This window comes from Motilibacter rhizosphaerae (assembly GCF_004216915.1).
In the GTDB taxonomy this organism is placed as follows: Bacteria; Actinomycetota; Actinomycetes; order Motilibacterales; family Motilibacteraceae; genus Motilibacter; species Motilibacter rhizosphaerae.
Map to the genome: position 1 here is coordinate 573029 of NZ_SGXD01000002.1, position 24840 is coordinate 597868.

Sequence of the window (24840 nt, forward strand, 5' to 3'; positions counted from 1 at the left end):
GTCCTGCGCGCGGGCAGTCAGATGACGCGCGGACGCTGAGGCAGGCTGATTAGGCCCCGCCGGCGGTGCCGGTCAGGCGGACCACGTTCCTGGTCTGCTGCCGGTCCCTGTAGGCCGCGTCTAGCCGCGCTGCGACGTCGTCAAGGTCCTGGTCGAAGAGATCGGCGTAGACGTTGAGCGTCATGGCCGCGTCCTTGTGGCCGAGCATCGCCTGGACCACCTTCACGTTGGCACCGCTCTGCACCGCGAGGCTGGCGGCTGTGTGCCGCAGCCCGTGCGGTGTGAGCCCCTCGAGCCCTGCCGCGATCACGGCCTTGTCGAAGACGCGCTTGCGCCAGTTGGGCAGCCGCAGGGCGCTCCCTTGAGGCGACGTGAAGAGCAGGTCGTTCGGGCCCTTGTCCTGCATGAGCCGCTCGAAGTCGGCCAGCAGGAACGGCGGCACCGCCACCGTGCGCCGGCTTGTCCTGGTCTTGGTCGTGTCGTAGATCAGCTTGCCGCGGATGTCCGCTACAGCCTCCTCCACGAGGAGGCGCTTGCGTAGCAGGTCCACGTGCCGAACGCGCAGGGCCGAAGCCTCGCCCCAGCGGAGGCCGCAGTAGGCCAGCACGAGCATGAGGGGCCGGTACTCCCCCGCCGCGTCAGCGAGGGCTGCCACCTGCTCGTGGGTGAGGTACCGCTTGCGGGCGGGAGCCTCGACCTTTGGGAGGAAGTTGGCACGACGACCGCGCACGTCAGCGGGACGTGCCGGGTTCTTGGTCAGGCGCCCGTCAAGCACGGCAGCATCCAGCACGGATGCCAGGAGGTTGTAGGCCTGCCGCCGCCGGGACGCCGACAGCAGAAGTCCGCGAGCCCCGGTCATGCCGGCGACCCACGCTCGTACCGCCGAGTGCGTCACCCGGTCCACTCTCACGGTGCCCCAGGTAGGCAGCACGGCGGTTGTCAGCAGGTTCTCGTAGGACAGGCGGGTCTTGGGCTTCACGGACAGCGTAGCCAGCCAGTGCTCGCACAGCTCACCCACCGTGACCTTTGCCAGTGCGGGGTCAGCCCAGTCCTGGTTGCGGACCTTGCGCTCCTGCTCTTGCGCCCAACGCAGTGCGTCGCCCTTGCGGTCGAAGGTCTTGCTGCGCTCCTTGCCGTCGGGACCCCTGTAGCGCCCTAGGTAGCCGCTGCCCCGCTTCGTCGCGCTAGCCATCAGCCAGCCCCGCTTCCTGGTAGGAGTTGAGCAACGACCACGCGCGCGACGTAAGCGTTCCGCCGCGCTTGCCCCGCCCAACCGAGGTCAGTAGCCCCCGAGAGCGAGCCCTAGCGAGTCGTGAGTTCAGAGCTGCCGGCCGGATGCCAAACTCCTCCGCCGCCTTCTGTGCGGCACCGGCTCCCTCGGTGAGCAACTCGAGGTAGCGCTGAGCCGTGTAGGCCAACAGCACGTCTCCCTTGAGCTCGCTTATTGCCACGCCTTCGAGGTCGTCACGACTCGGTCGAGCGACCGCAGTGCTGTGCGCCTGAACATGCTCCTGAGCCAAAGCCAGTAGCGCACCCAAGGGCAGCTCGCGCAGCGCTCGCGCAGTCAACCCGGGAGACGGCAGCTGGCCTGAGGTGAGCCAGTGCTGCTCGAGGTCCAGGGACTCCAGCAACTCACCCAAGTGCGTCACAGGCGCGACCACAAGCTCCTGTACGGCGGCGTCGCCGTTCACGTCGGCCACCCGCAGCCGAACAGCCCAGTCGTCGTTCTGCAGTACCGCCAGCATCGGCAGCGGTCTGTCTCCGAACCGCACTGCGACGCTGACGAAGTCGCGTCCAGTCATGTTCTGCCTCCAACCCCTCCTTGCAACACCGCGTGTCACACGATACTCTGCAACATGTCGGAGCACAACCTACTGCATGAGGAGAATTCATGCGAGAGCCCTTCGTCTCGCCCGCGGCCGTTGGCGAGCACATCGGCAAGCCGGTGAGTTGGATCTACAACAACGCGGAGCGACTGGGGATCCCCCGCTACCGGCTCGGGAAGCAGCTTCGCTTCCGGCTGTCGGAGGTGGACGCCTGGCTCGCTCAGCAGTCGGAGGGCACCGCCGCCTGACCTGACCCGCAACAGCGCTACCTGTCGAACGAAACGTAGAAGGTCGAGACCAAGACAGATGTCGACACGTCACACCACCCGCCCTACAGGCGCACAGTGGGCCAAGCTCAAGGGCTCCGCATGCGTCCGTGCCGCCCAGCGGCAGGACTTCGAGGCTCCGCTGGACCTCTCTTTTCGGATCTTCCTCCTCGCGAGCGGGCTCGCCGGCCCGGGGGGCCATGCTCCGCTCGAGCTCGGCCGCCTGCAGCAGGAACTCCTGCGACTCAACCGCAGCACGGGTGAGCTCGGGCCCTACGGCGAGAGGCACCTCAGAGGTGCGATCAGCACCCTCGTGAAGGCGGAGCTGCTCGCTCCCACCTCCTCCCTGCGCTGCCTCGTGCTGCCCCTGACCGTGTGGGACATGGGTACCCGGTACAAGATCCAGGACTGCCCGCAGCACGGCCACGCTCTGGCGTGGTCAGGCGGCCCTAACGGCCAATGGTTCGACCCTCACCCTCATGCTGTTGCAGCGGCCCTCAGGGATGCTGGAAGCAATGCTTCCAAAAAGGGCTCCTAACGGCACTATCGCTTCCGCGATATGCCGTCTGACCTGCGGTTCCTTCCCGGATCTTCTATAAAGAGGGTGCCTGGACGAGGCTCAGTGGAGCCGAGGGTTCTGGAACAGCTCACGCCAACAAGCGTGAGCACACACCTACTCTCCATACCGACCCTCCGGGTCGAGGCCAGCAGGCAGCCGCTATGGCGGCTGACCTGCGCTAACCCCTCAGTCAGAGGTCTTCCCGTCGAGGCCCCTATGGGCCTCTCCTAGGTCCTCATGTTCAGGGGAGCCCACAGGGGCTCCCTGCCGCTACCCCCGGCCTCTTCCCTGCGGTCGAGGCCACCCCTTACCCGCCAGGCCGCTAGGCCTGGGTCACCCACTCCGTCAGGAGCTCGTCGTGTACGTCCCTCACGACTCGCTGTCCCACCGGGACAGCACCAGATCCTCAGCCCCCGCTACCCGCCGGCACCTCCACGAGGAGGTGCAGCCTTGAGTCCCGAGGCCTGCCGGCCCGTCCTCAAGGGACGGGTGCCGCTTCACCACCAGTGGGAGGCCTTCGACTTTGCCACCGTCCACCCCAAGGTGGTCGTCTCCCTGCCGCCTGGTGCTGGCAAGACGACCGTCGCGCAACTGGCGCTTGCCAGAGCCTTCCTGGAAAAGCCCACTGGCCACGCGCTGGTGTTGGGCCCCAGCGCGCAGTTGATGCGGCAGACTCACGGGGACACAGGCGGCGTCCTACCCGGCCTCAAGCTGGGCACGTTCGACAGCCCAGGGATCGGCAAGGCCCCTCGTCCAGGCGTCTGCCCGGTCCAGGTGGTCTTCGGTACCTATCGCAAGCTGGCTGGCACGGGTGCTCGAGGAGAGGCACGCAACGCAGCCGGCATCCCGGTCTGGGCGGCCACAGTGCCGTGGGACCTCATCATCCTGGACGAAGCGAGCCGGATCCCGCCCGCGTCCCTTGCGGCGGTGCGAGCCCTCGCTCGCAAGGCTCCTCGGGTGCTCGCCCTGGACGCCACCCCGTTCGGCAACGACGCCGGCTCGCTCTGGAAGACGGTCCATGCCGCAGGAGTCCAGCCGTGGCCCAGCGAGTACGAGTTCGAGTCGAGGTACTGCTGGCGTCCCGAGCAGGCGAACGCTTGGCAGTCAGCCATGAGGCTGACGGCCATGGGAAGGCGACAGGTCCGCAGTCTCGTGGAGCCGCATGTGCATGGGCGGACCTGGCCGGAGCTCATGGCCGACGCCGCTGCACGGGGGGACCAGGAGAGCCTCCGCCGCTTCCGCTTCCCGGAGCGACTGCCGGAGGTCACCCTGTGGGCCCCGCTGCACCCGGACCAGGTCGAGGTACTTGCGGCTGCCGACGCCGACGCCAGGAGGCGGCGAATGCGTGAGACCCCACGGGCGACGGTCGAGTCCATACTGGACGGCTGCAAGCTGCCCGAGGGCTCCCTTGGTCGGTACACGCGAGTCGACCGAGCTATCCAATGGATGGGCGATCGCCGGACCGAGTTCGGCAAAGCAGTCGTCTTCTCCGAGCACGTGGACCAGGCGCATGCCTTCGCTGAGCGATGGGAGGCCCGGGGGTTCGGACGGTGCCTGGTCGTGACCGGCACCGCGAAGAAGCAGGAGCGACTCGACGCGGTCGATGCCTTCACCAACGACCCGGAGGTGACGGCCCTCGCCGGCAGCTCGGTCCTTGAGACAGGGCTCAACCTGCAGGCCTCCAACCTGCAGGTGAACCTCGGCATCTCCTGGAACCCCGCACGGGAGGCACAGCGGGAAGGACGAGTGGCCCGCATGGGCTCCCGCCACGCCACGTACCAGGTGCTGCACGTACTCCTGGAGCACGACATTGAGCGGGCGAAGCTCCGCACTCACGAGCGCAAGATCGGGGAAGCGCTCTCGGTTCTCCCTTGGAGGGTCGGCGCATGAGCCGCTCTCCCTACCGAAAGGAGGCAGCGATGACATCGGAGGCAGCGGACCGGAGCGCCTGGGAGTCGCTCGCCCTGACGGGGCGCGTGCAGGCCTACGAGAGGCCCTCAAAGGGCGCGAGGGGCGTGCTGTACCTGCCTGAGGAGCACTGGGCTTGGCAGGGCCGCCTGTGGCTCCTGCACGACCGGCTACTAGCTCGATCCGACGCACACCCGTCGGTACCTCAGCGCGTGCTCGAGCGTCCACTTAGCGCGCTCAACCTGGTGGAGAGCGGCTCCACTGACCTGGCCGACGGGTACGTGTGGCGCTTCAGGGGCGGCCAAGCGCCACTGGTCCTCATTCCGGATGACGGGAGCGAGGATGCTTGCTCTCGTCTCGCCGCCGAATCCGCCCGGCTCGCGCGGCAGTGGGGCTCAGTAGAGCAAGTGCTGCACCTGCCCCGGACCGTCTCACATAATGAGACGCCCCTACTGCAGGTCGTCCGCTGATGGAGGCCTCGCTCGCCATGGACCTGTGGCAGCGGCTCCAGCAGCAGGGGCTTGTAGAGCCCGGCGAGGAGCTCCTTAACTACGGTTATGGCCAGGCGGCCAAACTCCGGATGTCACCGGGAGTGAACTTCGGCTCTCCCGTATACGCCGACTGGCGGGCACTACTGGATGCGTCCCCATGGGGGGACGAGCAAGGCTACCTGTACCTCACTCCCCGGAGAATCACCTTCCTCGTGCCCGGCGCTGCCTGGCACGGTAAGGCCGGGACCCTGCGGGGCTACAGCACCGACCTGGTTCCGGAGCCCGGCTACCTCAGCCTTCGCCATCGCTTCCCCGATGACCCCCACGAGACGCACCTATGGTTCCGGCCGACAGGTGAGCATGCTCAGCCTCAGGTCCGCCGGTTGGCCATGGTCCTGCAGGACCTCGCGGACATGTGGGGCTTCCCCCGTGCAGAGTTCCTAGGGTGAGCTAGTCCAGACACACGAAAGGCGCCCCGCCTCCCTGTTCGGGAGGACGGGGCGCTTCGTGTTGCTGTGACTCAGGGGCTGGCGATGGCTTGCTGGAGCCAGTTGTAGGCCGTCGTAGCGGCCTCGTGAGCGCCGTACTCCGGCAGGGACTTGGCGGTGTCCTGGGCTGCCCTCAGCACGTCGTTGGCCGTGAAGCCACCCTTGGTGTCCGTGCTCGAGGTGGTCGTAGACGACAGTCCGTCCTTGCCTGTGGTGGTCGTCCGCTTGGACGTGGTCACCGAGGGGTTCGCCTTGGATGCCTTGAGCATCCGGGTGGCGAACTGCTCCCGCTCGTTGTTGCTGGGGTCCCGCCCCAGCAGCTGGCGGAAGGCGTTGTCCAGGGCATCCCGAGCAGACCCCGGGTCAACCTCGTTCACCGACGAGGCCGTCTGGGTCTGCGTGGTGGGACCGCTGGGCTTGGTCCCAAGGAGGCCGGCGTTCATGTCCACGACCTGCTCGGGGGTGACGTTCTTACCCCCGAGGGTGTGGAACTTGGCAGCCTGGTCCACCGAGTTCTGCCAAGCGCTCACCAGGTCCGAGAAGTCGTACTGCCCGGGCTTGATGAGCCCGGCAGTCAGCAGGTGCTGCTCCCAGGACTTCAGCTTGTCAGGCGTCCACTTGTAGATGTCCGCCATCGCGGAGTCGTAGTCCGAGATGATGGGCTGCCGGTTGGGGCCGGCGGCACCTGGGACCTGCTCGGAGTAGGTGGAGCCAGAGGTGGCACCACCGTGACCGAGGAACACCTTGTAGGTGCCCTGCTCGGACTTGGAGACGCCCAGGCCAGGGATGGCCCCCTGCTGGCCAGCCCCTCCCTGCATGGCCTGAGAGATGGCTGCCGCGAGCGCGGACATTGACGCGTCAGTGGCGCCGGTGGGCGCGGGAGTCGTTGCCATGAGGTGTCCTAGTTCCGGTCGTCGGCTCAAGCCGGCAGTTGGTGGGTGAGGTCGTCCGCTTCGAGGACGCGGCTCCAGACGTCGCTGAAGGTGACGTACCGGTCCTGCAGCGAGGTGGCGAAGGCATCCCAGGCCTGCGCGAGGGCACGGTTGCTGGTGGCGGTGAGGGAGGCGGAGCCGCCGTTGGCGGCAACTCGGGACAGGACCTGCTGCATGAGCGCTCGCCCCTGCAGGTAGGTCCTCACTGCCTGCATATCGCCCCGCCCTTTCATCCTCGGGTCGTTGGCGACGGCATTGGCGAAGTCAAGGAAGCGCGCCACTCGACCCGTGTCGCGAGTCGTGTAGTCGCGCTGCCAGTCCGGGTTCTGCTGCTCCAAGCTGGCCACGAAGGCCTGCTTGGCCGCGTTGAGCTGCTCTGCACCGCTGGCAGAGAAGGACGGCAGCCCGAGCTTGGTCCTGGCTCCGTTGAGCATGTCCATGCCCTGCTGGTACTGCATCCACCCTCGCTGCGTATTCACGTCAGCGATGGCGTCCTTCGGGTCCTTCCGGGACCGGTAGGTCTCCGAGGAGCCCGGGGCGACACGGGTGACCTGCTGGGCTGTGTAAACGGCCGGCGAGAAGTTGCCACCGTCAGCGTCCTCGCCCACCACAAACCAGCCGTACTCCGGAGCCTTCGCGATCAGGTCCTTGTACTTGCGGCTGGCAGCCCATGCTCGATCCGTTGCATCGATTCCCGTGTTGTTTTTGTTCAACGAGATGCTGGCCTCAAAGTAGCTCGGGTAAGCCTCGTAGAACTTCGTCTGCCAGTCAGCCCCGTACAGGGCTCGGTACCGCTTCGCCTCATCGAAGTAGAAGCTGTACTTGCTGGCCGGGAGGGCTGACACGGGGAGCGCGCCCGACGCGACAGCTCGGGCGATGTACCAGTTGCGAGCCTTGCGCTCGATCTCGTCCATCGTGGGAGCCGTCTGTCGCTGGCCCTGGTGGTACCGGATGGTCTCCGCCTGGTAGAGCTGGGCGAAGGTGCTGGCGTAGTCGGCGTCAGACGGGTTGAACGCCTTGCGCAGTGCCACGAGCGTCCGACTGCCGGTCGCAAGCTCCAGGCTCGAGGCCTGTGGGCCGTACGGAAGCACCCAGCTGAGGTCCTTCGCGAGGTCCGGCTTGCGCTTGACGATCTCGTTGGCCGGGATCTGGGCCAGCGGCCCGAAGCCGGGGAGCCACCACGGGTCACCCTGCATCACCAGGTTAAGGCTCGACTTGGAGATCCTCCAGTTGTTGATGCCTGCCAGCTTGCCCATGCCCGGCAGGGCGGGCAGGACGATGTACTGGCCCTCCCCCAGCCCCTTGGGGTCCTTGACGGGCTGGCCGTTGGCGTCAACAACGGTGAGGCCCTTGTTCACCCCGTCCCAAAGTTGCATGCCGTGGACGGCCACGGACGGGTCCCGCGCGATGATCGAGGTCCACTTGGTCATCGCGTCCTCCCAAGCGGAGAAGAACGGCGACACGAAGCGGAAGAAGTGCGCTGCGTTAGTCCGCGAGGCCATGTCGAAGAGCGTGCTCGTCACCTGCTTGTGAGCGTGCTGACGAGCCTGGCGCTCGAGGGCGTGGATGACGTCGGCCGAGAGGGTGCCGTCGGCATCCTCCTGGGCGCGGGCGACGAGGTCTCCGATCTTGCGCCGGTACGCCGCCACGTAGAGCGGATGCCGGCCCAGCATGTCCTCGGGAAGGTCGTTTGCCCACCGGAACCAACGCTGCACGATCGTGTTCCAGAAGTCAGCCACCGTCCCCGTGCCGACGTGATGAGCCACAAGCTCCCCATGCACCCACGGCCGGTTCTCCGCCTGTGGGAAGGCCTGGCGCAGGTCCTCCACCGTCATGTCCCGCTGCGCAGCCGTCTGCCGCAGCGACTCGTCCGGCAGTAGATGCTCGACGTCCTGGCGGACGTTGGCCACCCACTCCCTCGGGGTGGCGTAGAGCGCCCTCATCCTCCGGACCGTCTCGCGACCCTCAGGCGTGCCCTTGAGCCAGCCCACCACTTCGCTGTCCCGCTGCCCCGCGAGCAGACGGCTGGCCACCTGAGACTGCCGCAACTGCTGGTTGACCGCCCGAAGCCATGCCGCCTCGTGCCCCTCGTCAGTCCCCCGCAGCACCGTGAAGCTCCCGGAGCCGCGGAGACGGTTGAGGATCTGCCCCTCGCTGTTGGCGAGGAGGCGCGAGAAGTCCTCGCCAGAGGAGAGGACCTTCATCGAGAGCTTGTAGTCCTCGAACGTCTGGCCGTGGGCGTCCTCGACCTGCACGCCCTTGACTGTGCGAGTGCCGACGCCGAGCCGCTGCTTCGCCTGCGGGCCCCGGTCCACCTTCGCGGTCTTCGCTGGCTCGGCGAGTCGGTCCAGCAGCCCGGAGCGCTCGGCCTCGAGCGCGTCGTCCACCTGGCCAGCCGGAAGGCTGTCGATATGGTCCAGCCGTATCCGGGCGGTAGCCCGCTCCGAGGCGTCCACCAGATCGGCCACTGTCGCCTTGGTTCGGTTGCGCAGCAGGTTCCGGCCGGCCTCGCCAGCAGTGGCGAGGTAGGTCATGGCCCCCACGGCCGACATGATGCGCAGCTGAGAGTCCGTCACCACCCGTGCCGGGTAGCCGAGACGCATGAGCGTCGTGGCCTTCCAGAAGCTCTGCAGCACGTCCAGCCCGTCCCGCGTGATGTCGCCTGCGGAGTTGGCCAAGGATCGCAGTCCCTGGTCACGAGCGCGCTTCAGCGCCGTGGACAAGGCGTCCACATCCAGCAGCGGCACGCTATTGGCGAGCTGCGTCTCGTGGATCGGCAGGGTTGTCCATGCGCCGTCGTCGCCCTGCACCGCCCCAACCGGCACGGGCTGTCCTGGTGCGGCACCACGGGCCACCTCCTCTGTGCTCGGCTGCCGCGTCGCGCCCGTGTAGGCCCGGCTGCGGGTCTGCTGGAGCAGCTGGCCCCTGCGGTACCGCGTCTCCCTCAGTACCCCCTCAGCCGTCGCCTGGTCCATGTCGAAGACCGAGGCGACGTGGCTGAACACGTGTGCCTCGATGGAGTCCAGGGCCCGACCACGAGAGGCGTCGTCAGGCGCTGCCAGGTACCGACCGAGCAGTGCATCCCTGTCCTCCGGCGACAACCGGGGCACCGACTGCAGCATGTTCTGCACCTGCTTGGCAGAGGCCTCGTCATGGAGGTTGACCCAGCCCGCCGCCCGACGCTCAGTCGCCTTGGCCATGACCCGGAGCGGAGTGGACAGGACACCGTCCTGGGCCACGTAGCCGCCTGTGTACCGCTCGAGGCGGGCACGGTCTAGCGGGCTGAGGCCGGGCATTGTGTCCCATGAGCCGAAGGTGTCGTGGAGGCGGTTGAGAGCGTCCAGCTGCCGGTTGCTGGCCTGCCACTCGGCCACTGCCGACGCCAGGTGCTGGTCGTCGTTCGGCTCGAACAGTGACAGCTGACCGTCCTCCTGGGCCGTGCGGGCCCCCAGGCTGTCCATCTGCTCGACCGGCTCTCGGAGCCGCTCGATCTGTGCAGCCAGGTCCGCTCGCTCCTGCGAGAGGCTGGTCAGCTCCTGCGTGTCCCCGAGGGCTACGCGAAGGATCCGCCGCTTGGTCTCCCAACGGCCAGTCTCGTCGGTGATGGTGTTCGCCTTCGCGAAGAGGTCCGCCATCGCAGCACCCTGAGGTGCTTCGCGGAAGGCCCGGTGCTGGTAGAGCTCGGCGGAGCTCAACCCGTCCGTGCCCTCGATGATGGCCTTGGCCTGCCCTTGCACCCGCTGTTGCCGCCGGGTCAGGTCCATGCCCTCGGCCTCCGGCCGGAGCGACTTCAGGTCGCCAGCCGTGACCGTGGTTCGAGCATCACGAACGCCCTTGAGGGCCTTACCGGCCAGCACCAGCGGGTCGGCGTACCAGGACACCACGGCGTCCGTCGCGCCTGTCCCGAGCATGGCGACGGGGCTGTAGTTGGCTCCCCCTCGCCGCGTATAGCTCTTGACCGTGTCGTAGTTGATGCCGTTGTGCAGACCGAAGTCGTTGGCGACCTGGGACCAGTAGCCCAGCCCGGCCTCTACCGGGCTGATGTTGTTGTCCCACGCCTGCTGCGGGCTGATGGGCCGCAGCATGGCCAGGCCACCGGTCACCTGCTCAGCGGTGCTGAGTGCCCTGCCTGTGGCCGTGTAGACCTTTCCGGCGGCATCGAGGCCGGTGCCCACCGCCTGTGGCGCGTGAGTCGCCTTGGCCAGGTCCCAAGCCACGCCGATGCCGTTGCCAACCCCGTCCACCGCGTCGTCCGCAATGTCGCCGACCGTCTTGAAAAAGCTGTCGAACATGGTGCTCCCATCTGCACGCACCCCTCAGGTACGCGTCTTGAAGGAGTCCCAGAAACACGAAAGAAGCGGCACCAGGGGATAGCCCCGGTGCCGCAGTAGCGCCGCTGAGTGCGACGAGCAGGTGTCTCTGGGACAGAGAGACCGGCGGAGCGGTAGCAGCCCGTCCCTTGACCGCTACCTACTCCACCGTCCTCGCGCACCAGAGGGCGCAAGGGAGAGCGCCTGACGAAGCACCCTCACCAGTTCAAAGGGGTTGGTGTCACCACTTGGCAACACACGTGGACGCCAATGCCTGGGGGAATCTGGCGACCCCCGACCAGGAGGAACTCTGTCCGGCGACAGCCGTGGAGCCAATCCGCTCAGTCGTCCTCGAAGCCCTCGACACTGGGCGTGAAGGCACCATCAGGAGAACTCAGACCCAGGATGGCGTAGTCCCGCCGCACAGCCCCGTCGGGCCGCTCAACCTGCGACACGCGCACCAAGAGATCGACCAAGTCCCCCACACGCCACTCAGCGACCGCGGCGGGTGTCAACTCGCTGGCGTCCATCCGCAGCGCACGATCGCCGACCTCAACCAACCACCGCTCCCGATCGCTGATCGTCCGCAGGTTACCTCTCACTCTGAGCTGCTCGGCATCCAACCCGCGACCAGCGATGAACTCGCGCATCCACTTTGCCCCACTAGGGGTCACCGTTGCTCGTACAGTTGCCCTCTCAGGCTCTCTCCAGGCAGCGTCGAGAGTGAGATTAGTCCTATCCAGCGCAAGTGCGAGCGAAGAGAGGGAGCTACCCACTCGAGGACCAAGCTCGGTCAGTTCTTCCGTGACTGGTTCTATGTCCGACGGCGCAACATCGACGATCCTTCGCAGGAGAGAGATCAAGACTTCGCTCGCCCGGTCAGCTAGAGGCCGAGGGCGCTCGTATAGTTGAAGCGCACCAGCGGGCTCAACCTCGTCAAGCGCGATCGCCTTCGGGGCGATGTGTAGTACCACGGATCCTGGTGCCGGCGCTGCCTGGAGCAACAGTGCTGTCCTCTGCACCACATCGGCAGGAAGTGTGCCACGCACCGATTTGACTTGCTCAAGTCCAGCACCGACAGCAGATACCGCACGCTGCCATCCAAGAGCAATTGCACCTACCGCCCCTAGCTCGGCAGAGTGACCTAGCATTGCCGGACCGTGAATCCTTAAATCTCCTTCGGAGAGCTGCTCTCGCACATTGAGGTCGGCACGCCGCAGAAGGGCCTCACGACTTAACCTCCCCCAATCGCCTGACTCTTGAGCGATCTGCCCCTGGTTGGCATATTCTCTCGAAAGTGCAAAAAGGCGATCGGAGGCTTCATCTGTAGCCATCAATGATCACCTCCAGATAGCCTCGGCGGGGTACCGAATCGAGACGCTTATCCTGATCCTTCACTCGAACCCACAGATTGTCCCAGTAGCCCCTATCCTCATGGTACTGCCTGGAGGTTCCCGGCGGAAGGGGCCCAGCATATGGGGACCACTCGAGAATGAAGGAGTCAACCCGCAGGGAAAACACCTGCTTGACAGCGTTTGCGGCAACAATGGAGATGAAGTTGGTTTCCCCCGGGTCTCCGCGCGTTGTTACCGCCTTGAGGCGCTCGACGTCCACTATGTAGAGGCAGTCTAGGTCCCCTGGGACCGCCTTGTCGGTGAAGAAGCTGCCAGATAGCCAGCAAGCCGGGATCGACCCGACCACGCTTTGCAGAACCAGGGTTAGTCTGCGCCACTCCTCCCAAATCTGTCGACGAACGTCAGCGGGGTTCGAAGGAACGTAGGTGGCTTCAACCGCCACAAGATCAGCCACCCACCGCCCTGGCGGTAGCTGCCCGGCTTGAAGTGCGGGTGTGGTCACGGCGACACCTTCGATCCAAGGAGCGGCGGCATGGAGGGGTGCGGCCGGACGACGGAGACCTTCGAAGCTAGTCACAGAGCAGGAACTCCAGTGTGCTTGAGGACGTGATGGTCCGTTTGCTGTAGTTCGAGGCCAGACCCTGTTGAGCCAACTGCTGCTGCACAACCCCTTGCACTTCCCACTCTAGGTAGTCCTCCGAAGGCACGCGCACCACGAACGAAGTGCCCGAGGGGCAGGCCCCGGCGGCAAGGACAAGCTGGTGCTGACGACCCCTCAGCTCCTGCAGGACAGATTCTGGAATCGCACCGGAGGGTCCTTGAGCTCCTGGCGGGCCGGACGGGCCTGGCGGCCCAGCGGGCCCTGCGACTCCGGGCCGCCCGATGGTGGCGTAGTGCTTGCCCGCCCACCACCCAGACCCAACGGCGAGCGCAGCAACTAGGACTACAAGAACGGCAGCCCGCGCCAACCGACCTCCATTCGAGTGTGTCACGACCGGTACGCCTCTCCCTCGACCAAGTATCTGGACCCACCGGAACTGAGCTACGCGGGCCCCACGAGCGCGTCGCGCTGACAGAGACACCAGCCCGGCAACCTACCCGTGAAGGAACAAGGGCGGAGCGCTTCTGAGGAACGCGCGAGCGCTCGGCCTAGTCGTGCTTGCTGGCCGACACTGCAATCGTCAGTGCGGAAGGTTGCACCTCAAGGGCGCTTAGGCGCTCAAGCAGCTGGTCCTCCACCCGCTCCTCCGCCTGTCGAGTCTGGGCGACGAACCAGGCGGCGACGGTGCCCGTGACGAGCCCAGCGAGGGCGATGCCCACGAGCATGAGCGCAGCGGCCACCACTCGCCCTGTGCCTGTCACGGGGTAGGTGTCGCCGTACCCCACCGTCGTCACGATTGTGGAGGCCCACCACACGGCGTCCGCGAGCGTCCTGATGTGTGAACCGGGTGCTCGCCGCTCGGCGTCGAGCATGGCCAGCGCAGCGATGACCACGAGGGTCAGCGGAGCGGCCACGATGGCTTGGGTGGACTTGAGCATTCCCCCACCTCTGGAGAACAGGCTGCCCGGCCATGAAGACCCGGAGCACACGCAGGGGGCGCGGGGCCGGCAACAGCACCATGAGCGCGTCCACCGGATGCGTCACCAGGTACCGCAGGCGCTTAGGCGCCAGCCAGACCCGCACTATGAGGTCCACCGCGAACGCCAGCCAGACGAGCCACGAGAGCGAGTCCAGGACGTGCCGGCAGATCGTCGGAGGGTGCAGCCAGAGGACGTCGGTCGCGTAGACGACCACGAAGACCAGGGCCAGCACCAGTAAGGGGTAGTCGCTCTGCGCCTCATATCTGGTCAGCCGGTCCTGGTGCCTCTCCTGTTCCTGCAGGTCAGGAGACTGGGCGAAGCACCTCCTTCTGTCGGTGGTCCGCCATATGCTCCGAGTGCTCGGAACGTAACCTGAGGAGCGCTGTGCGTAAGCCCCTGCCGTCGGCTCGCCTGACACTCGCCGCTGCCGCCCTGTCGGTAGCCGTCGTCCTCGCGGCTCCGTTGCTGGCGTCCGGGCCGGGAGCAAGCGCGGCGACAGCCAGCGCGAGCTCTACCCTCGCCGGCCTGTCGGTGAAGGGTCGAGCACCGCTCACCGATTACAGCCGGTCCCAGTTCGGCCCTGCTTGGGCCGACGTGGATCGCAACGGATGTGACACCCGGAACGACATCCTCAAGCGGGACCTCAAGACGGTTACCTTCCGGGCAGGGACGCGCAACTGCGTCGTCCTGACCGGCACGCTCACTGACCCCTACACAGGCAAGCAGCTCGCCTTCCTCAAGGCTCGAGCCAGCGCCGTGCAGATTGACCACGTCGTCGCTCTGGGCGACGCCTGGCAGACCGGTGGCCAGCAGTGGGACGCCTCCAGGCGGCTCACATTCGCGAACGACCCGTTGAACCTCCTGGCGGTGAGCGAGGCAGCCAACGAGGCCAAGGGCGACAAGGACGCGGCCTCATGGCTTCCCCCGAGCAAGCCCTTCCGCTGCTCCTACGTGGCCCGTCAGGTGGCCGTGAAGGCAAAGTACGGGCTCTGGATGACGGCTGCCGAGAAGGCAGCCTCAGCTCGTGTGCTGGCCAACTGCAGCGGTCAGACGCTGCCCCGAGGTGGCGTTGGCCTCCCTCGGCCGGTCGTCTCGACGCCGGCCGTCGTGCCCGGACCGGTGGTCAACCCGACACCCACCCTGCCGCCACAGCCAGTCCCTCCTGTGTACGTGCCGCCTCAGCCAGCACAGACCACCGAAGCTCCGGCTCCCGTGGTGGTCGTCGTTCCGCCTCCTGCGGACCCTGCTCCCGTCACGACGGCTCCCGCTGTCGCTGCCACGACGCCTCCGCCACCCGCTGCTGACGTCTACTACGCCAACTGCGATGCCGTGCGGGCTGCAGGAGCAGCACCGCTGTACCGAGGACAGCCTGGCTACCGGCCGGGTCTTGACCGTGATGGGGACGGAGTGGCTTGTGAGTGAGACGCGGCAGCCTTGAGCGACGACGGCAGCAGCAGGCGACGCCTCTACCGCAGCGCTGATGAGCTTCCGACCGTTGTCGAGTTGCGCCGCCAGATCGCCGCAGGAAGAGTCCTCGCCCTGTTTGTACCCAGCGCACGGAAGAGCCTCAAGGTTTCGGCTGACCTGCTAAAAAGGATTACTCTTAGCGTGGAAAGCTTCTACGCGCTCCTCGGTGAGCGTCACTGGGTTTTTCACGACACCTTGAGTCTTGAGGCGGTTGAGACCCGGGTGGTGTCAGCTGGGTCTGCCGATGCGGCTGAAGCTGCGCTAATCCAGTGGTACCGAGAGGAGGGCAATCTCTCGCTACTACTGCGTCAGACTCGCGCCGTTCCGGAAGTTCGGCCGCGGCTTCCCTTGTTAGAGAAGGCACTTGAGGACTACCAAGCCGGTCGCTTCTACGCCAGCACACTAGTTCTCCTAGCCATGATGGACGGCCTCGTCAACGACCTTGAGTCTCCACGCAGGGGTATGCACGCGCGCGAAGGAAGCGACTTCGACGTCTGGGACTCGTTCATTGGACACGCGCAAGGCCTAGCCGCTGGTCAGGCGAGTTTCACGAAGGGTTTCTTCAAAACGAGTACTGAGCCAGTGCACGACCTGTACAGAAACGGCATCATGCACGGCACCCTTCTAAACTTCGACAACGTCATCGTAGCCACGAAGGCTTGGAACAGACTCTTCGGCGTTGTCAACTGGGCTCAAGCTCGCGCCACTGAGGAAAAGCGTAGGCCAGAGCCAAGCAAACCATTGGGTGCACTCCTTCGAGAGATCGGCCAGCAGCAGAAGGAGCGCGCACTCGACCAGGAGGCCTTGAGCGACTGGGCGCCTGGATCTTGGACAGATCCGGCGAATACGAACCCAACGCACCCCCTGTATCAAGCGTGCAGGGACTTCTGCCTGGCTTGGCAAGCCAAGCGGTACGACCGTATGGCCGATCTGACTGCCCAACAGTTCAGGCCGAAGCGAGCCATTGAGGCCGTGAGCAGGGCGTACCGAGGCTATGCATTGCACTCGTTCGAGGTTCTTCGAGTGGAACATGAAGCCCTCGCCGCCGGCTGGGCCACGGTGCAGTTGCACTCCAACATCACCACCGAGGTCAGGCTGAGGTGGATTGCCGAGACGCCCGATGGCGAATCTTGGCTGCCAAGCCGTGGGGAGGGACAATGGCGACTCGTGGCCTGGGAGGCACCCGCGACTCAGCTTTGGCAGCAAGGCCTCACTTCGCGCGAGACTTGATCTGTTCCCGCGGTGCCGCGCTGTCCATGTAATAGCTGGCAATAGCCTGCTCGCTGGGCCACACGAGCCAGGCGTCGTGTGGGCCCGGTCCGTCTGCGATAGAGAGGTCCCCAAACAGGGACCACAGCGGCGTAGCGTGAGCGTCACAGAGGTCTCGCCTCTGCACGCGGTAGTCGAGGAATGCCACGAAGTACGGCTTTGGCGGCGTCTCCGGGTCGTCGCCGATCTGCTGGCAGATGGCGCAGTGCAGACGGTCGGTGGGCTTCACGGGCCGACGACTGTTCGAGCGAGGCATAGCCGTGACGGTAGCCGGGAGTCGCGCACCTGCAAAGAGGAGAACTGTTCAACTGGCGCGGTGGCGCATGCAAGCATCGCCCCTTGGGGCAGTCCCGATTTTCCCGGGAAGTTTGAGCGGACTCACTCACTCATGCCGGGACGCGATTAAGCAACCCGGGGTCAAGATGCCCACGCAGACGGCGGTGGCGACAGACGACACACGCTGGAGGCACGGACGCGGTTGCTCCGACACAGCATGCTCCGCCGGGCGGGCGGGCCAGGGTGTCCGCTAGAGCTTCCCTAGGCCGAGGTGAGAGGGTCGGCGACCCGCTTCGTACCGGCGTGCCAACGCCCCCGCCGAAGCGGGGGCTGGGGCAGCTCGACTAACGCAGCTTGACGGGCCACACGTACTGCACCGAGCGGCCGTCCCCGCCATAGCACGGGTCGCCCGGGGCGAAGACATGCGGAGCCAGCAGCTTCCAGCCCACCTGACCGTGCTCGAGGCAGAGCAAGTCCAGCGCCAGGGCGACGTAGCGGCGGTCGAACGCGCCCAGGAGGTAGTCAGACTCCACGTACCACTCGTCCTCCGCCAGGGTCACCTCGAAGCGGTCCGGGGGGGCAGGGGCCTCGTCCTGGTCGTCCAGCACGGTCGCGGTGTAGATCGGGTGCCGAAGTTCTCGCCCCCGGTCGTCGTCGTGCTCGACCTCGTAGTCCGTCACCTCCACACGAAGGGTCAGGTCTCCCAGCTCGCGCTGGAAGTCCCGCAACAGCCCTCGCCGCGTGCTGAGGCTCGTGCTCCAGAGCACGTAGCTGCTCTGCTGGGTCATCGCTGCTCCTCCTTGGCTCGTCCTACGTAGGCCTCCAGGGCCTTCCTGACCACGTCCGAGATGGTGCGGCCCTCTGCTCGGGCCTTGTCCATCGCCGCTCGCCAGAGCGACTCCTCCACGCGCACCTGCCGGTGCGGGGTCTTGGGCTGGTTGGGCACCTGCCTCACCTCCTGGTGTACGTACACCCTAGAGGTGGAGGTACACCTGGTCAAGAGGCTTGTGCCTCGAACTGGTGTACGAGTCGTGCCATGCTGTTGGGCATGGCGGGCGGGATGAGCTTCAGGCGCGGCCCGTCCCTCAGCGAGCGCTTCGGTCTGGAGCCGGCGGCTGAGCCTCCTGCAGCAGGGGCCCCAGAGCCCCCTCCACGCCACTGCTGGGTTGCTGACCCTCCCGGACACCCTGGCTCGTGGCCAGGCGTCCTGCTGGCCTGGGAGAGGGTCGAGGGCGGGTGGAGGGGAAGGGTCGTCTACGTCGCCCGAGACGGGGACGACGCGGTCCTCGTAGAGACCTGGCTGCCGGCTGCCGTGCTCCGACCGTCGCCCTAGCGACCGGTCCGCTAACAGTCCGCAGGAGGTCCGCAGGATGGGCAGTTGCGGACTGGACTAGGCGGGACTGCTGAGGGTCACTCTTGCCACTCCACCAGCGCTTACGCGGTCTCGGTCCTGGTCAGCGGAGCGGCCCGATAATCCTTCTAATCCGTAGGTCGCAGGTTCGAGTCCTGCCGGGGGCGCGGGCTCCAGGAGCACGAGGCAGGATGGCGTGGTGCCCCTGCTCCGCTCGCTCCCCCGCTTCCTGCCCACCGCCGTGCTGGCGGCCGCCGTCATCGCGGTCGTCCTCGCCGGGTCCTGGGACCTCGCGGACGTGGCGGGGGTGCCCGCCCGCTTCGCGCTGGTCCTCGCGGGGGTCGCGACCGTCGTGGTGATGGCGCTGGGCCTCTCCCGGGTCGCCGCGCGCACGGCGCCGACGCAGGAGACGGGGCCGGCCGAGCTGGGGCTGCTGTTCGGCGGGGCGGTGGGCGTCATGCTCGGCGCGGCCTTCGTCATCCTCGTGCTGGAGTAGCGCCAGTCACCCACGACCGGCCGGTGTCGTACACCGACCGGGAATGCGGCAACCAGACCGGTTCAGTACTTGGACGAAGCGGCATTCCCACGATTTCTGCCGCAACCCTTCTGCGACCCCGGTACGTCTGCTACACAGGGGATTGCCGCTGACGCCGAGGTCGCTCGGACCGTCAGCGGGGTGCCACACCCACGAGCGACCGGCCGGCGGCTACGGGGGTCCCGCCGGCCGGTCTCCTGGGAGCTACGACCGTCAGGTCGGCGTCCCGCTCGGGCTGGGCGTGGGCGTCGCCGGAGCCGACGGCGCCGTGGTGCCGCTCGGAGCCGGTGCCGTGCCCTTCTCGCCCCAGGGGCCGTGGCCGTGCGGGCCACCAGGACCGCCAGGACCGCCCGGACCCACGGGGCGGGTGCTCGTCACCTGCTTCGTCACCCGGTCGGTCAGGCCGGAGATGATCGTGTCGGCCTGCGCCTGGGTGAGCCGCCCGGCCTCCACGTCCGCGGCGATCCGCGTCTTCTCCGCCGCCACCAGCTTGTCGACCAGCGTGGACTGGCTGATGCCCCTCCCCTGCGCGATCTGCGCGAGCGTCTTGCCCGCCTGCAGGTCGGTCCGCAACTGCTCGGGCGTCACGCCGATGATGGTCGCCGCGGCGTCGAGCTCGGCGCCCCTGCCGGGACCGTGACCGCGCCCGGGTCCCCAGCCGCCGGGCCCGGGCGGCTGCGGCAGCGCCGTGCTCAGCGTCGAGGCCACCTTGTCGGCCTGCGACTGCGTGATCGTGCCGTCGCTGACGAGGCCCGCGAGCGCCTTCGTGATCGCGGTGACGCGGTCCCCCACGGCCGTGGTGCTGCTGGTCGCCGCGGACGCCGCGACCGGCCCGATCGTGGCGCCGACGCCGAGACCGGCGAGGCCCACGACGCCGGCCAGGACGAGGCCCGACCTTCGTGTCGATCTCACGCGTACTCCTCCGTTCCCGACGCCACCCTGGCGCCGATGACTCCATCTACGGCGCCGAACCTGCCGGGACCCTGTGCCGCCTCTAAGGGCGGTCTAAGAGACGCCCCGTCAGGCGCGGTACGCGGTGCTGGCGACCTGCTGCGACGTCTCCGCGCGCACGGCGGGCACCGTGGCGGCGAGCCCCGCCGTGCTGACGGCAGCGGCGAGGACGAGCGCGGCGGAGCGGCGGGCGAGGGTCTGGGTGACGGTCATGGCAGCGTCCTCTCCTGCTGGCGCCCGGCGCGGTGCGCGGCCGGGCTTCGATGGGGAGACTCTGCTGCCGGCCCTTGTGGCCCGGCCGTGCTGCCGCTGTGCTCCTCCTGTGGGGCATCAGCACGACGTCGAGTCCCCGCTCTGCGAGGATCGCCGTCCGGGCGAGGGAGGACACGGGTGCCATCCGAGGACGTCGTGCACGAGCCGGCCAAGGCGCAGGTCGAGGCGTTCCTCGACGAGCACCGCGCGGCGCTGGAGGAGTGCCTCGAGGGGCTCGACGAGGAGCAGGTGCGCCGGCGGCTCGTCCCGTCCCGGACCACGCTGCTCGGGCTGGTGAAGCACGCCAGCTTCGTCGAGCGGGTGTGGTTCGCCGAGGCCGTCACCGGCCGCTCGCGCGCCGAGCTCGGCATCCCCGTGGGCCCTGAGGAGTCGTTCGAGCTCGCCGACGACGACACCATCGCCAGCGTGCTCGCCGAGCACCGCGCGGTGTGCGCCGCCTCGCGCGCGGCGGTCGCGGAGCTCGACCTCGACAGCGTCCTGCCCGGCAACCGGCGCGGCCCGCTCCCCCTGCGCTGGGTCTACCTCCACGTCCTCCGCGAGCTCGCGCAGCACTGCGGCCACGCGGGCATCCTGCGCGAGCAGGTGCTGGCCGAGGTCGGAAGGACTAGCGGCCCCGCAGGGTGAACGGTGTCGACGCGGCGTAGGACGTCCCGAGGACGCTGGCCGGCTGCGCCACCCGGTAGGTCCACGTGCCGCGGGGCGGCGTCGCCGTCAGCCGGTACGCGCACCCGCGCGCCGTGCACGACGAGAGGTACGCGGTACCGACCGACCGCCAGCGCCCCGACACCCGCCGCTCGAGGACGACCTGCTGGGAGTTCGCCCGCCCGGTGACGCGCACGTCGGTCCCGGCGCGCACGCTCGTCGCTGCGGGACGCGCGGTGACCGAGCCCCGGATCGAGGTGAGGACCGGGGTGATGGTCTCGCCCGAGGGCACCGGGCCGTAGCCCGTCGCGCCCGCCAACGGCCGGCTCACCTCGAACTGGCCCCCGATCGCGCGGCCGGGCGCCGTCCACACCGCGCGCCCGTCGCGGCCGGTGCGCACCGCCGACGCGGGCTGGTTGAACAGGTCCAGGAGGTCACCGGAGGTCGAGCTCTGCACGAGGAGGCGCGCGCCCTCGACCGGGTGCCCCGACCGCGTCCGGGCGGAGACGACGAAGGCGACCGCCGTGGTGGGGGCGGCAGGAGCCCCCGGTGCTGCGGCTCGACCGCGAGGACCACGGGGTCGGACCCCGCGACCGTCACCGCAGGGACGGCCCCGCTCGGCGGCGTCCAGACGCTGCCGCCGGTGGCCTCGGGGTGCGCCACACGGGCGGGGAGGCCGACGAAGGCGAGCGACCACGTCCCCGCGCCCGACGCGGAGATCGGGATCCGGGCGCTCCAGGTGCCGTCCGTCGTGCTGCCCGACGTCAGCCGCAGCGGAGCCCGCAGGTACTGCGGAGCCCCGCCGAGCGGCTCCGGACTGCTCACCTGCACGCAGGGGCACTCGATGACCGGCTCGAAGTCGTTGCTCTCGAAGAAGCTCCTGCCCGTCGGCACTCCGCCCGGGTCGGTCAGGTGGGCGGTGACCGTGAGGTAGCCGACAGCCGGGCCGACCAGCGTGCCGCCCGGGCCCTGCAGGGTGGCACCCGACCCGGTGGTCGTGGAGGCTGCCGCGCTCGCCGGCAGGGCGGGCACGACGGCGGTGCCCGCGAGGAGGGCGACGGCAGCGAGGCGGAGCATCTTCACACTGGAGGGAGACGGGCGGACGACCGTCCGGTTCATCCCGCTCCCGACGGTCGGACTCGAACAGGCGTACGACCCTCTGCCATGCTGGGGCGGTGGCGGGCGGCATGGGGTGGCGGCGGGGGACGCCGCTGAGCGAGCGCACCGTGCCGCCGCCGAGCCGCACCGGCGACACCCCGCAGCACTGCTGGGTGCAGGACCCCGAGGGGCACCCGGGTCGCTGGCCGGCCGTGCTGCTCGCCTGGGGACGGGGGCCGGACGGCGGGTGGCGCGGGCGGGTCGCGTACGCCGCGCGGACGAGCGCGGGCGACGTCGTCCTGGTCGAGTGCTGGGCGACGGCCCTGGCCCTGGCGCCGCTCGCCCCGCCACGCCTGGGGTGAGGCGGTGGCGCCCGCGGGTTCCGCCCGCGATGATCAAGGGCACAAGCGGGAGGGGCTCGTCGCACGAGCCCGCCCGTCCCGAGCAGCCAAGGAGCAGCATGAGCATCGTCGTCGGCTACGTCCCCACCGAGCCGGGCCAGGCGGCCCTCGCGGTCGCGGCGAAGGAGGCCCGGCTGCGCTCGACCGACCTCGTCATCGTCAACACCGCGGTCGGGCACAACTACGCGAAGGACACCTTCGCCGACGAGAAGACGCTCGACCAGGTCTCCGCGGCGCTGACCGAGGAGGGCGTGCAGTTCTCGGTCCGCCAGTTCGACACCGACGACGCGGCCGACGCGCTGCTCAAGGTCGCCGAGGAGACCTCCGCCGAGCTCATCGTCATCGGCCTGCGCCGCCGGTCCCCCGTCGCGAAGCTCGTCATGGGCAGCAGCGCGCAGCGGATCCTGCTCGACGCGCCGTGCCCGGTGCTGGCGGTCAAGGCGAGCTGAGGCTCGCTGGTGGTGGGGAGCTGAGGCTCGCTGGTGGTGGCGGCGAGCTGACGCGCTGGGCGGTCGTGAGGTCGATGCGGGCGGGCGGCACGGTCGCGGGGCCGACGAGCCCCGCGGCCAGCCCGTCGATCTCGCGCCAGACCCGGGCGTCCTGCCAGTAGCCGGAGTGCCCGAGCGGCGGGGGCGGCGGCTGGCCGTACCTGTGCCAGCAGCTCTGCGGGTCGGGCAGCGCGACGTCGACGGACGGCACGTGCACGGGGCCGCCGATCATGTCGCTGGCGTAGCAGAAGTTGCGCCACCCGCTGAGCCCCTGGTCCAGCGTCGCGAGCACCGCCGGGGACACGTACGCCGGGAACGCCCATGCGTACAGCCGGACGAGCGGCGACCCGAACGTCGCCAGCGAGACGCGGTCGCGCGCGGGACGGCCGGAGTCCTGCAGCAGCGCCGCCGCGGCGAGGACCGTGCCCTGGGAGTGCGCGGCGAGCACGACGCGCCCGCCGGAGTCGGCGATCCAGCCCATGCGCTCCTGCAGCTCGGGGACGGCGCGCTCGGCGTACGACGGTGGTCCGAGCGGGTGGAACGCCCTCGGCCAGAACGTGCCGACGTCCCAGAGGATGCCGATGCGCCGGCGGGTCTCGAGGTTGCGGTAGCCCGCGCGCAGCAGGCCGAGCAGCACCAGCGGGATCGAGCCCGCGATGAGCGTGCCGAGGTCGACGACGCGCCCGGACCACGCCGAGTGCGGCGTCCCCGACGTGGCCAGCACGACGACGGGGATCCCGATGTCGAGGACCGCGAGCACGCTGAGCAGGTAGCTGAGGTCGTGCACGGCGCGCGCCCGGCGCCGGGCGAGGGCGTGCTGGCGCACGAAGCGCGGCCCCTCGGTGGTGGCGGGCACCCACCACTCCTCGGGTACGCAGTGGCCCGGCCGCTGCCCCGCGTCCGCGCCGAGCTCGACGGCGAGGGCGCGCACGGCGCTGGGGCGGGAGTGCCAGGCCCACGAGGCGACCTCGACGGCGGCGAAGAGGAGCACGGCCGCGAGGGGCACGACCGTCAGCCAGGGCAGGGCGAAGCGCACGAACGGCGAGAGCGCGACGACGGTGCCGGAGCCCCCGTCGCGGACCGGGTCGTTGGTCCAGCGCACCTCGCCGAGCAGGGCGGCGAAGCGGATCGCGATGCCGAGCAGCACGGCGTTGAGCAGGGCGAGCCCCGTGGCCAGCGCGACCAGCGGCGGCGCCCAGCGGAACAGCCGGTGCTCCGGGCGCCCCTCGGCGCGGTCGAGGACCACGACGGCGAGGACGAGCAGCCCCAGCAGCAGCATGGGCGCGAGGACGCCGGCGTACGTCGCCCCCAGGATGCGACGCAGCCCGGGCAGCGGACCCGGGAGGTGGTCGTACGCCGGGGCGACCCACGCCGCGACCAGCGCCCAGGCGGCGGCGGCGCAGCCGGCGAGGAGGACGGCGGCGGCGGGACGGTCGGCGCGGCGGTCGGGCAGGGCCGGGTCGAGCGCCAGCAGCCCCACGGCGGCCACGACCACGCCACCGGCCAGCACCCGCAGGAGCACGCCGCCGGGGCGGGCGGCCGTCGCCGTGAGCAGCAGGGCGACCGTCGCCGTCCCCGCGCCGAGGTGGAGGTGGGAAAGCCGGCGCACGGCCGGGGCGCCGTGCCAGAAGTGCTGGTCCTGCAGGCCCTTCGGCAGGGAAGCGGCGCTCGGATGGGGCTCGGCGGAGTGCTGGCGACGGGAGACCACGCCGTCGTACCTCGCCCGGTTGCGGACCGAGAGCACCGCGAGGACGCCCAGCAGCGCGAGGGGGACGACGGTCGCGAGGGCCAGGGCGCGCTCGGGGTGGCCCACCACGGAGGACCAGCGCAGCGGCGCGAGCTCCCAGTGCCGGCGGCTGCAGCTCTGCTGGCTGCTGCACTGGTAGCCGACCAGGTCCTCGGAGAGCAGCGCGACGAGCACGACGAGGTTCAGCGTCATGGCGAGGGCTGCCACGCGGGCGAACCAGCGGAAGAGGAACCCCGCCCAGGGGCGGCGGCGCACCCCCGGGGAGCAGGTCCACCCGGCGAGGTTGGCGAGCACGAAGGGCAGCAGCAGCAGCCAGAGCACGCGCGTGCTGCTGCGCGAGGTGATGCCGCCCCAGGAGTAGCCCTCCACGTGGCGGCCGTGCGAGTCCGCGGTGCGGTAGAACCCGGCGGTGGAGTCCCCGGCGACCTGCTGCGGGGCAAGATCGCCCAGCAGTGCAGCGGGTGTGGACCCGCCGACCCCGTGCACACGGATCTCCGTGACACCGCTCAGGTCGACGGCGGGCGGGACGAGGCCGCTGGGTCGCTCGGCGGCGGGATCGGCGAAGACGGGGACGGGCATGGCACGCTCCGGGGTGCGAGGACCCCAGCGTGGGCGCGTGTCAGCGC

At 68.9% G+C, this 24840-nt stretch carries 24 protein-coding genes; 10 read left to right on the plus strand and 14 right to left on the minus strand.

Going from position 1 to position 24840, the window contains the following annotated elements:
• Positions 1-49: 49 nt before the first annotated feature.
• Together EV189_RS08180 and EV189_RS08185 are read right to left on the minus strand one after the other, a co-directional pair.
• A complete protein-coding gene (locus EV189_RS08180; protein ID WP_130492420.1) occupies positions 50-1192 on the minus strand; it encodes a tyrosine-type recombinase/integrase in 1143 nt (380 codons plus the stop codon).
• Positions 1185-1802: a hypothetical protein gene (locus tag EV189_RS08185; RefSeq protein WP_130492421.1), complete on the minus strand. Its 618-nt coding sequence runs from the start codon at positions 1800-1802 to the stop codon at positions 1185-1187. The genes EV189_RS08180 and EV189_RS08185 overlap by 8 nt, the downstream gene beginning before the upstream one ends.
• A gap of 89 nt (positions 1803-1891) precedes the next feature.
• Between EV189_RS08185 and EV189_RS08190 the strand changes: the two genes are divergently transcribed.
• The 3 genes from EV189_RS08190 to EV189_RS08200 all read left to right on the plus strand — a co-directional run bounded on the left by EV189_RS08190 (position 1892) and on the right by EV189_RS08200 (position 5499).
• Positions 1892-2074 (plus strand): helix-turn-helix transcriptional regulator, encoded by a 183-nt coding sequence (locus tag EV189_RS08190; RefSeq protein WP_130492422.1) that lies wholly within the window; start codon positions 1892-1894, stop codon positions 2072-2074.
• Positions 2075-3101: 1027 nt separating this feature from the next.
• Complete coding sequence (locus tag EV189_RS08195) at positions 3102-4541, plus strand: helicase-related protein (RefSeq protein ID WP_165400196.1); 1440 nt, start codon at positions 3102-3104, stop codon at positions 4539-4541.
• A gap of 487 nt (positions 4542-5028) precedes the next feature.
• Positions 5029-5499 (plus strand): hypothetical protein, encoded by a 471-nt coding sequence (locus EV189_RS08200; protein WP_130492424.1) that lies wholly within the window; start codon positions 5029-5031, stop codon positions 5497-5499.
• 71 nt (positions 5500-5570) lie between these two features.
• Here the strand turns inward: EV189_RS08200 and EV189_RS08205 are convergent, their stop codons facing one another.
• The 5 genes from EV189_RS08205 to EV189_RS08225 all read right to left on the minus strand — a co-directional run bounded on the left by EV189_RS08205 (position 5571) and on the right by EV189_RS08225 (position 13674).
• Positions 5571-6431: a hypothetical protein gene (locus EV189_RS08205; RefSeq protein WP_130492425.1), complete on the minus strand. Its 861-nt coding sequence runs from the start codon at positions 6429-6431 to the stop codon at positions 5571-5573.
• A gap of 26 nt (positions 6432-6457) precedes the next feature.
• Positions 6458-10762: a hypothetical protein gene (locus EV189_RS08210; protein WP_130492426.1), complete on the minus strand. Its 4305-nt coding sequence runs from the start codon at positions 10760-10762 to the stop codon at positions 6458-6460.
• A gap of 359 nt (positions 10763-11121) precedes the next feature.
• The gene (locus EV189_RS08215; protein WP_130492427.1) at positions 11122-11430 is read right to left on the minus strand and encodes a hypothetical protein; all 309 of its coding nucleotides are present in this window, start codon (positions 11428-11430) and stop codon (positions 11122-11124) included.
• Between the two features lie 670 nt (positions 11431-12100).
• Positions 12101-12637 (minus strand): DUF6932 family protein, encoded by a 537-nt coding sequence (locus EV189_RS08220; protein WP_130492428.1) that lies wholly within the window; start codon positions 12635-12637, stop codon positions 12101-12103.
• A 647-nt stretch (positions 12638-13284) separates the two neighbouring features.
• Positions 13285-13674: a potassium channel family protein gene (locus tag EV189_RS08225; protein ID WP_130492429.1), complete on the minus strand. Its 390-nt coding sequence runs from the start codon at positions 13672-13674 to the stop codon at positions 13285-13287.
• Between the two features lie 426 nt (positions 13675-14100).
• On the opposite strand from EV189_RS08225, the gene EV189_RS08230 reads away from it, so the two are divergent.
• Together EV189_RS08230 and EV189_RS08235 are read left to right on the plus strand one after the other, a co-directional pair.
• Complete coding sequence (locus tag EV189_RS08230) at positions 14101-15138, plus strand: GmrSD restriction endonuclease domain-containing protein (RefSeq protein WP_231116188.1); 1038 nt, start codon at positions 14101-14103, stop codon at positions 15136-15138.
• Positions 15139-15150: 12 nt separating this feature from the next.
• Positions 15151-16413 carry a hypothetical protein gene (locus tag EV189_RS08235; protein WP_130492431.1) on the plus strand — a complete coding sequence of 421 codons (1263 nt, stop codon included), beginning with the start codon at positions 15151-15153 and terminating at the stop codon, positions 16411-16413.
• On the opposite strand, the gene EV189_RS08240 is transcribed toward EV189_RS08235, so the two are convergent.
• The 3 genes from EV189_RS08240 to EV189_RS20135 all read right to left on the minus strand — a co-directional run bounded on the left by EV189_RS08240 (position 16394) and on the right by EV189_RS20135 (position 17674).
• Positions 16394-16681 carry a hypothetical protein gene (locus EV189_RS08240; RefSeq protein ID WP_130492432.1) on the minus strand — a complete coding sequence of 96 codons (288 nt, stop codon included), beginning with the start codon at positions 16679-16681 and terminating at the stop codon, positions 16394-16396. The two genes, EV189_RS08235 and EV189_RS08240, sit on opposite strands and share 20 nt — an antisense overlap.
• Before the next feature lie 391 nt (positions 16682-17072).
• Positions 17073-17516 (minus strand): hypothetical protein, encoded by a 444-nt coding sequence (locus tag EV189_RS08245; RefSeq protein ID WP_130492433.1) that lies wholly within the window; start codon positions 17514-17516, stop codon positions 17073-17075.
• Entirely contained in the window at positions 17513-17674 is a 162-nt protein-coding gene (locus EV189_RS20135) for a hypothetical protein (protein WP_165400197.1), read from the minus strand. The genes EV189_RS08245 and EV189_RS20135 overlap by 4 nt, the downstream gene beginning before the upstream one ends.
• A 604-nt stretch (positions 17675-18278) precedes the next feature.
• Between EV189_RS20135 and EV189_RS08255 the strand changes: the two genes are divergently transcribed.
• Positions 18279-18575 carry a hypothetical protein gene (locus EV189_RS08255; protein ID WP_130492435.1) on the plus strand — a complete coding sequence of 99 codons (297 nt, stop codon included), beginning with the start codon at positions 18279-18281 and terminating at the stop codon, positions 18573-18575.
• A 252-nt stretch (positions 18576-18827) separates the two neighbouring features.
• Here the strand turns inward: EV189_RS08255 and EV189_RS08260 are convergent, their stop codons facing one another.
• Positions 18828-19526, minus strand: a complete 699-nt coding sequence (locus tag EV189_RS08260; RefSeq protein WP_130492436.1) for a hypothetical protein — start codon at positions 19524-19526, stop codon at positions 18828-18830.
• A gap of 108 nt (positions 19527-19634) precedes the next feature.
• Positions 19635-19778: a hypothetical protein gene (locus EV189_RS20140; protein WP_165400198.1), complete on the minus strand. Its 144-nt coding sequence runs from the start codon at positions 19776-19778 to the stop codon at positions 19635-19637.
• A gap of 177 nt (positions 19779-19955) precedes the next feature.
• Between EV189_RS20140 and EV189_RS08265 the strand changes: the two genes are divergently transcribed.
• Positions 19956-20462 (plus strand): DinB family protein, encoded by a 507-nt coding sequence (locus EV189_RS08265; RefSeq protein ID WP_130492437.1) that lies wholly within the window; start codon positions 19956-19958, stop codon positions 20460-20462.
• Here EV189_RS08265 and EV189_RS08270 read toward each other — a convergent pair.
• Positions 20443-20937, minus strand: coding sequence for a hypothetical protein (locus EV189_RS08270; protein ID WP_130492438.1), 495 nt, complete (start codon positions 20935-20937; stop codon positions 20443-20445). The genes EV189_RS08265 and EV189_RS08270 overlap by 20 nt on opposite strands.
• A gap of 186 nt (positions 20938-21123) precedes the next feature.
• On the opposite strand from EV189_RS08270, the gene EV189_RS08275 reads away from it, so the two are divergent.
• The 3 genes from EV189_RS08275 to EV189_RS08285 all read left to right on the plus strand — a co-directional run bounded on the left by EV189_RS08275 (position 21124) and on the right by EV189_RS08285 (position 22428).
• A complete protein-coding gene (locus tag EV189_RS08275; protein WP_130492439.1) occupies positions 21124-21414 on the plus strand; it encodes a hypothetical protein in 291 nt (96 codons plus the stop codon).
• Positions 21415-21655: 241 nt separating this feature from the next.
• Positions 21656-21940 carry a hypothetical protein gene (locus tag EV189_RS08280; RefSeq protein ID WP_130492440.1) on the plus strand — a complete coding sequence of 95 codons (285 nt, stop codon included), beginning with the start codon at positions 21656-21658 and terminating at the stop codon, positions 21938-21940.
• A 98-nt stretch (positions 21941-22038) separates the two neighbouring features.
• Positions 22039-22428, plus strand: a complete 390-nt coding sequence (locus EV189_RS08285) for a universal stress protein (RefSeq protein WP_130492441.1) — start codon at positions 22039-22041, stop codon at positions 22426-22428.
• Here the strand turns inward: EV189_RS08285 and EV189_RS08290 are convergent.
• On the minus strand, positions 22415-24793 hold the full coding sequence (locus EV189_RS08290; RefSeq protein ID WP_130492442.1) for a hypothetical protein: 2379 nt from the start codon (positions 24791-24793) through the stop codon (positions 22415-22417). The two genes, EV189_RS08285 and EV189_RS08290, sit on opposite strands and share 14 nt — an antisense overlap.
• Positions 24794-24840: the final 47 nt, after the last annotated feature.

Coding starts and splice junctions, on each gene's coding strand:
- EV189_RS08290 (WP_130492442.1), bottom strand. CDS start 24,793: ATGCCCGTCCCCGTCTTCGCCGATCCCGCCGCCGAGCGACCCAGCGGC.
- EV189_RS08225 (WP_130492429.1), bottom strand. CDS start 13,674: ATGCTCAAGTCCACCCAAGCCATCGTGGCCGCTCCGCTGACCCTCGTG.
- EV189_RS08205 (WP_130492425.1), bottom strand. CDS start 6,431: ATGGCAACGACTCCCGCGCCCACCGGCGCCACTGACGCGTCAATGTCC.
- EV189_RS08245 (WP_130492433.1), bottom strand. CDS start 17,516: ATGACCCAGCAGAGCAGCTACGTGCTCTGGAGCACGAGCCTCAGCACG.
- EV189_RS08185 (WP_130492421.1), bottom strand. CDS start 1,802: ATGACTGGACGCGACTTCGTCAGCGTCGCAGTGCGGTTCGGAGACAGA.
- EV189_RS08285 (WP_130492441.1), top strand. CDS start 22,039: ATGAGCATCGTCGTCGGCTACGTCCCCACCGAGCCGGGCCAGGCGGCC.
- EV189_RS08190 (WP_130492422.1), top strand. CDS start 1,892: ATGCGAGAGCCCTTCGTCTCGCCCGCGGCCGTTGGCGAGCACATCGGC.
- EV189_RS20140 (WP_165400198.1), bottom strand. CDS start 19,778: ATGACCGTCACCCAGACCCTCGCCCGCCGCTCCGCCGCGCTCGTCCTC.
- EV189_RS08215 (WP_130492427.1), bottom strand. CDS start 11,430: ATGCGCGAGTTCATCGCTGGTCGCGGGTTGGATGCCGAGCAGCTCAGA.
- EV189_RS08210 (WP_130492426.1), bottom strand. CDS start 10,762: ATGTTCGACAGCTTTTTCAAGACGGTCGGCGACATTGCGGACGACGCG.
- EV189_RS08180 (WP_130492420.1), bottom strand. CDS start 1,192: ATGGCTAGCGCGACGAAGCGGGGCAGCGGCTACCTAGGGCGCTACAGG.
- EV189_RS08200 (WP_130492424.1), top strand. CDS start 5,029: ATGGAGGCCTCGCTCGCCATGGACCTGTGGCAGCGGCTCCAGCAGCAG.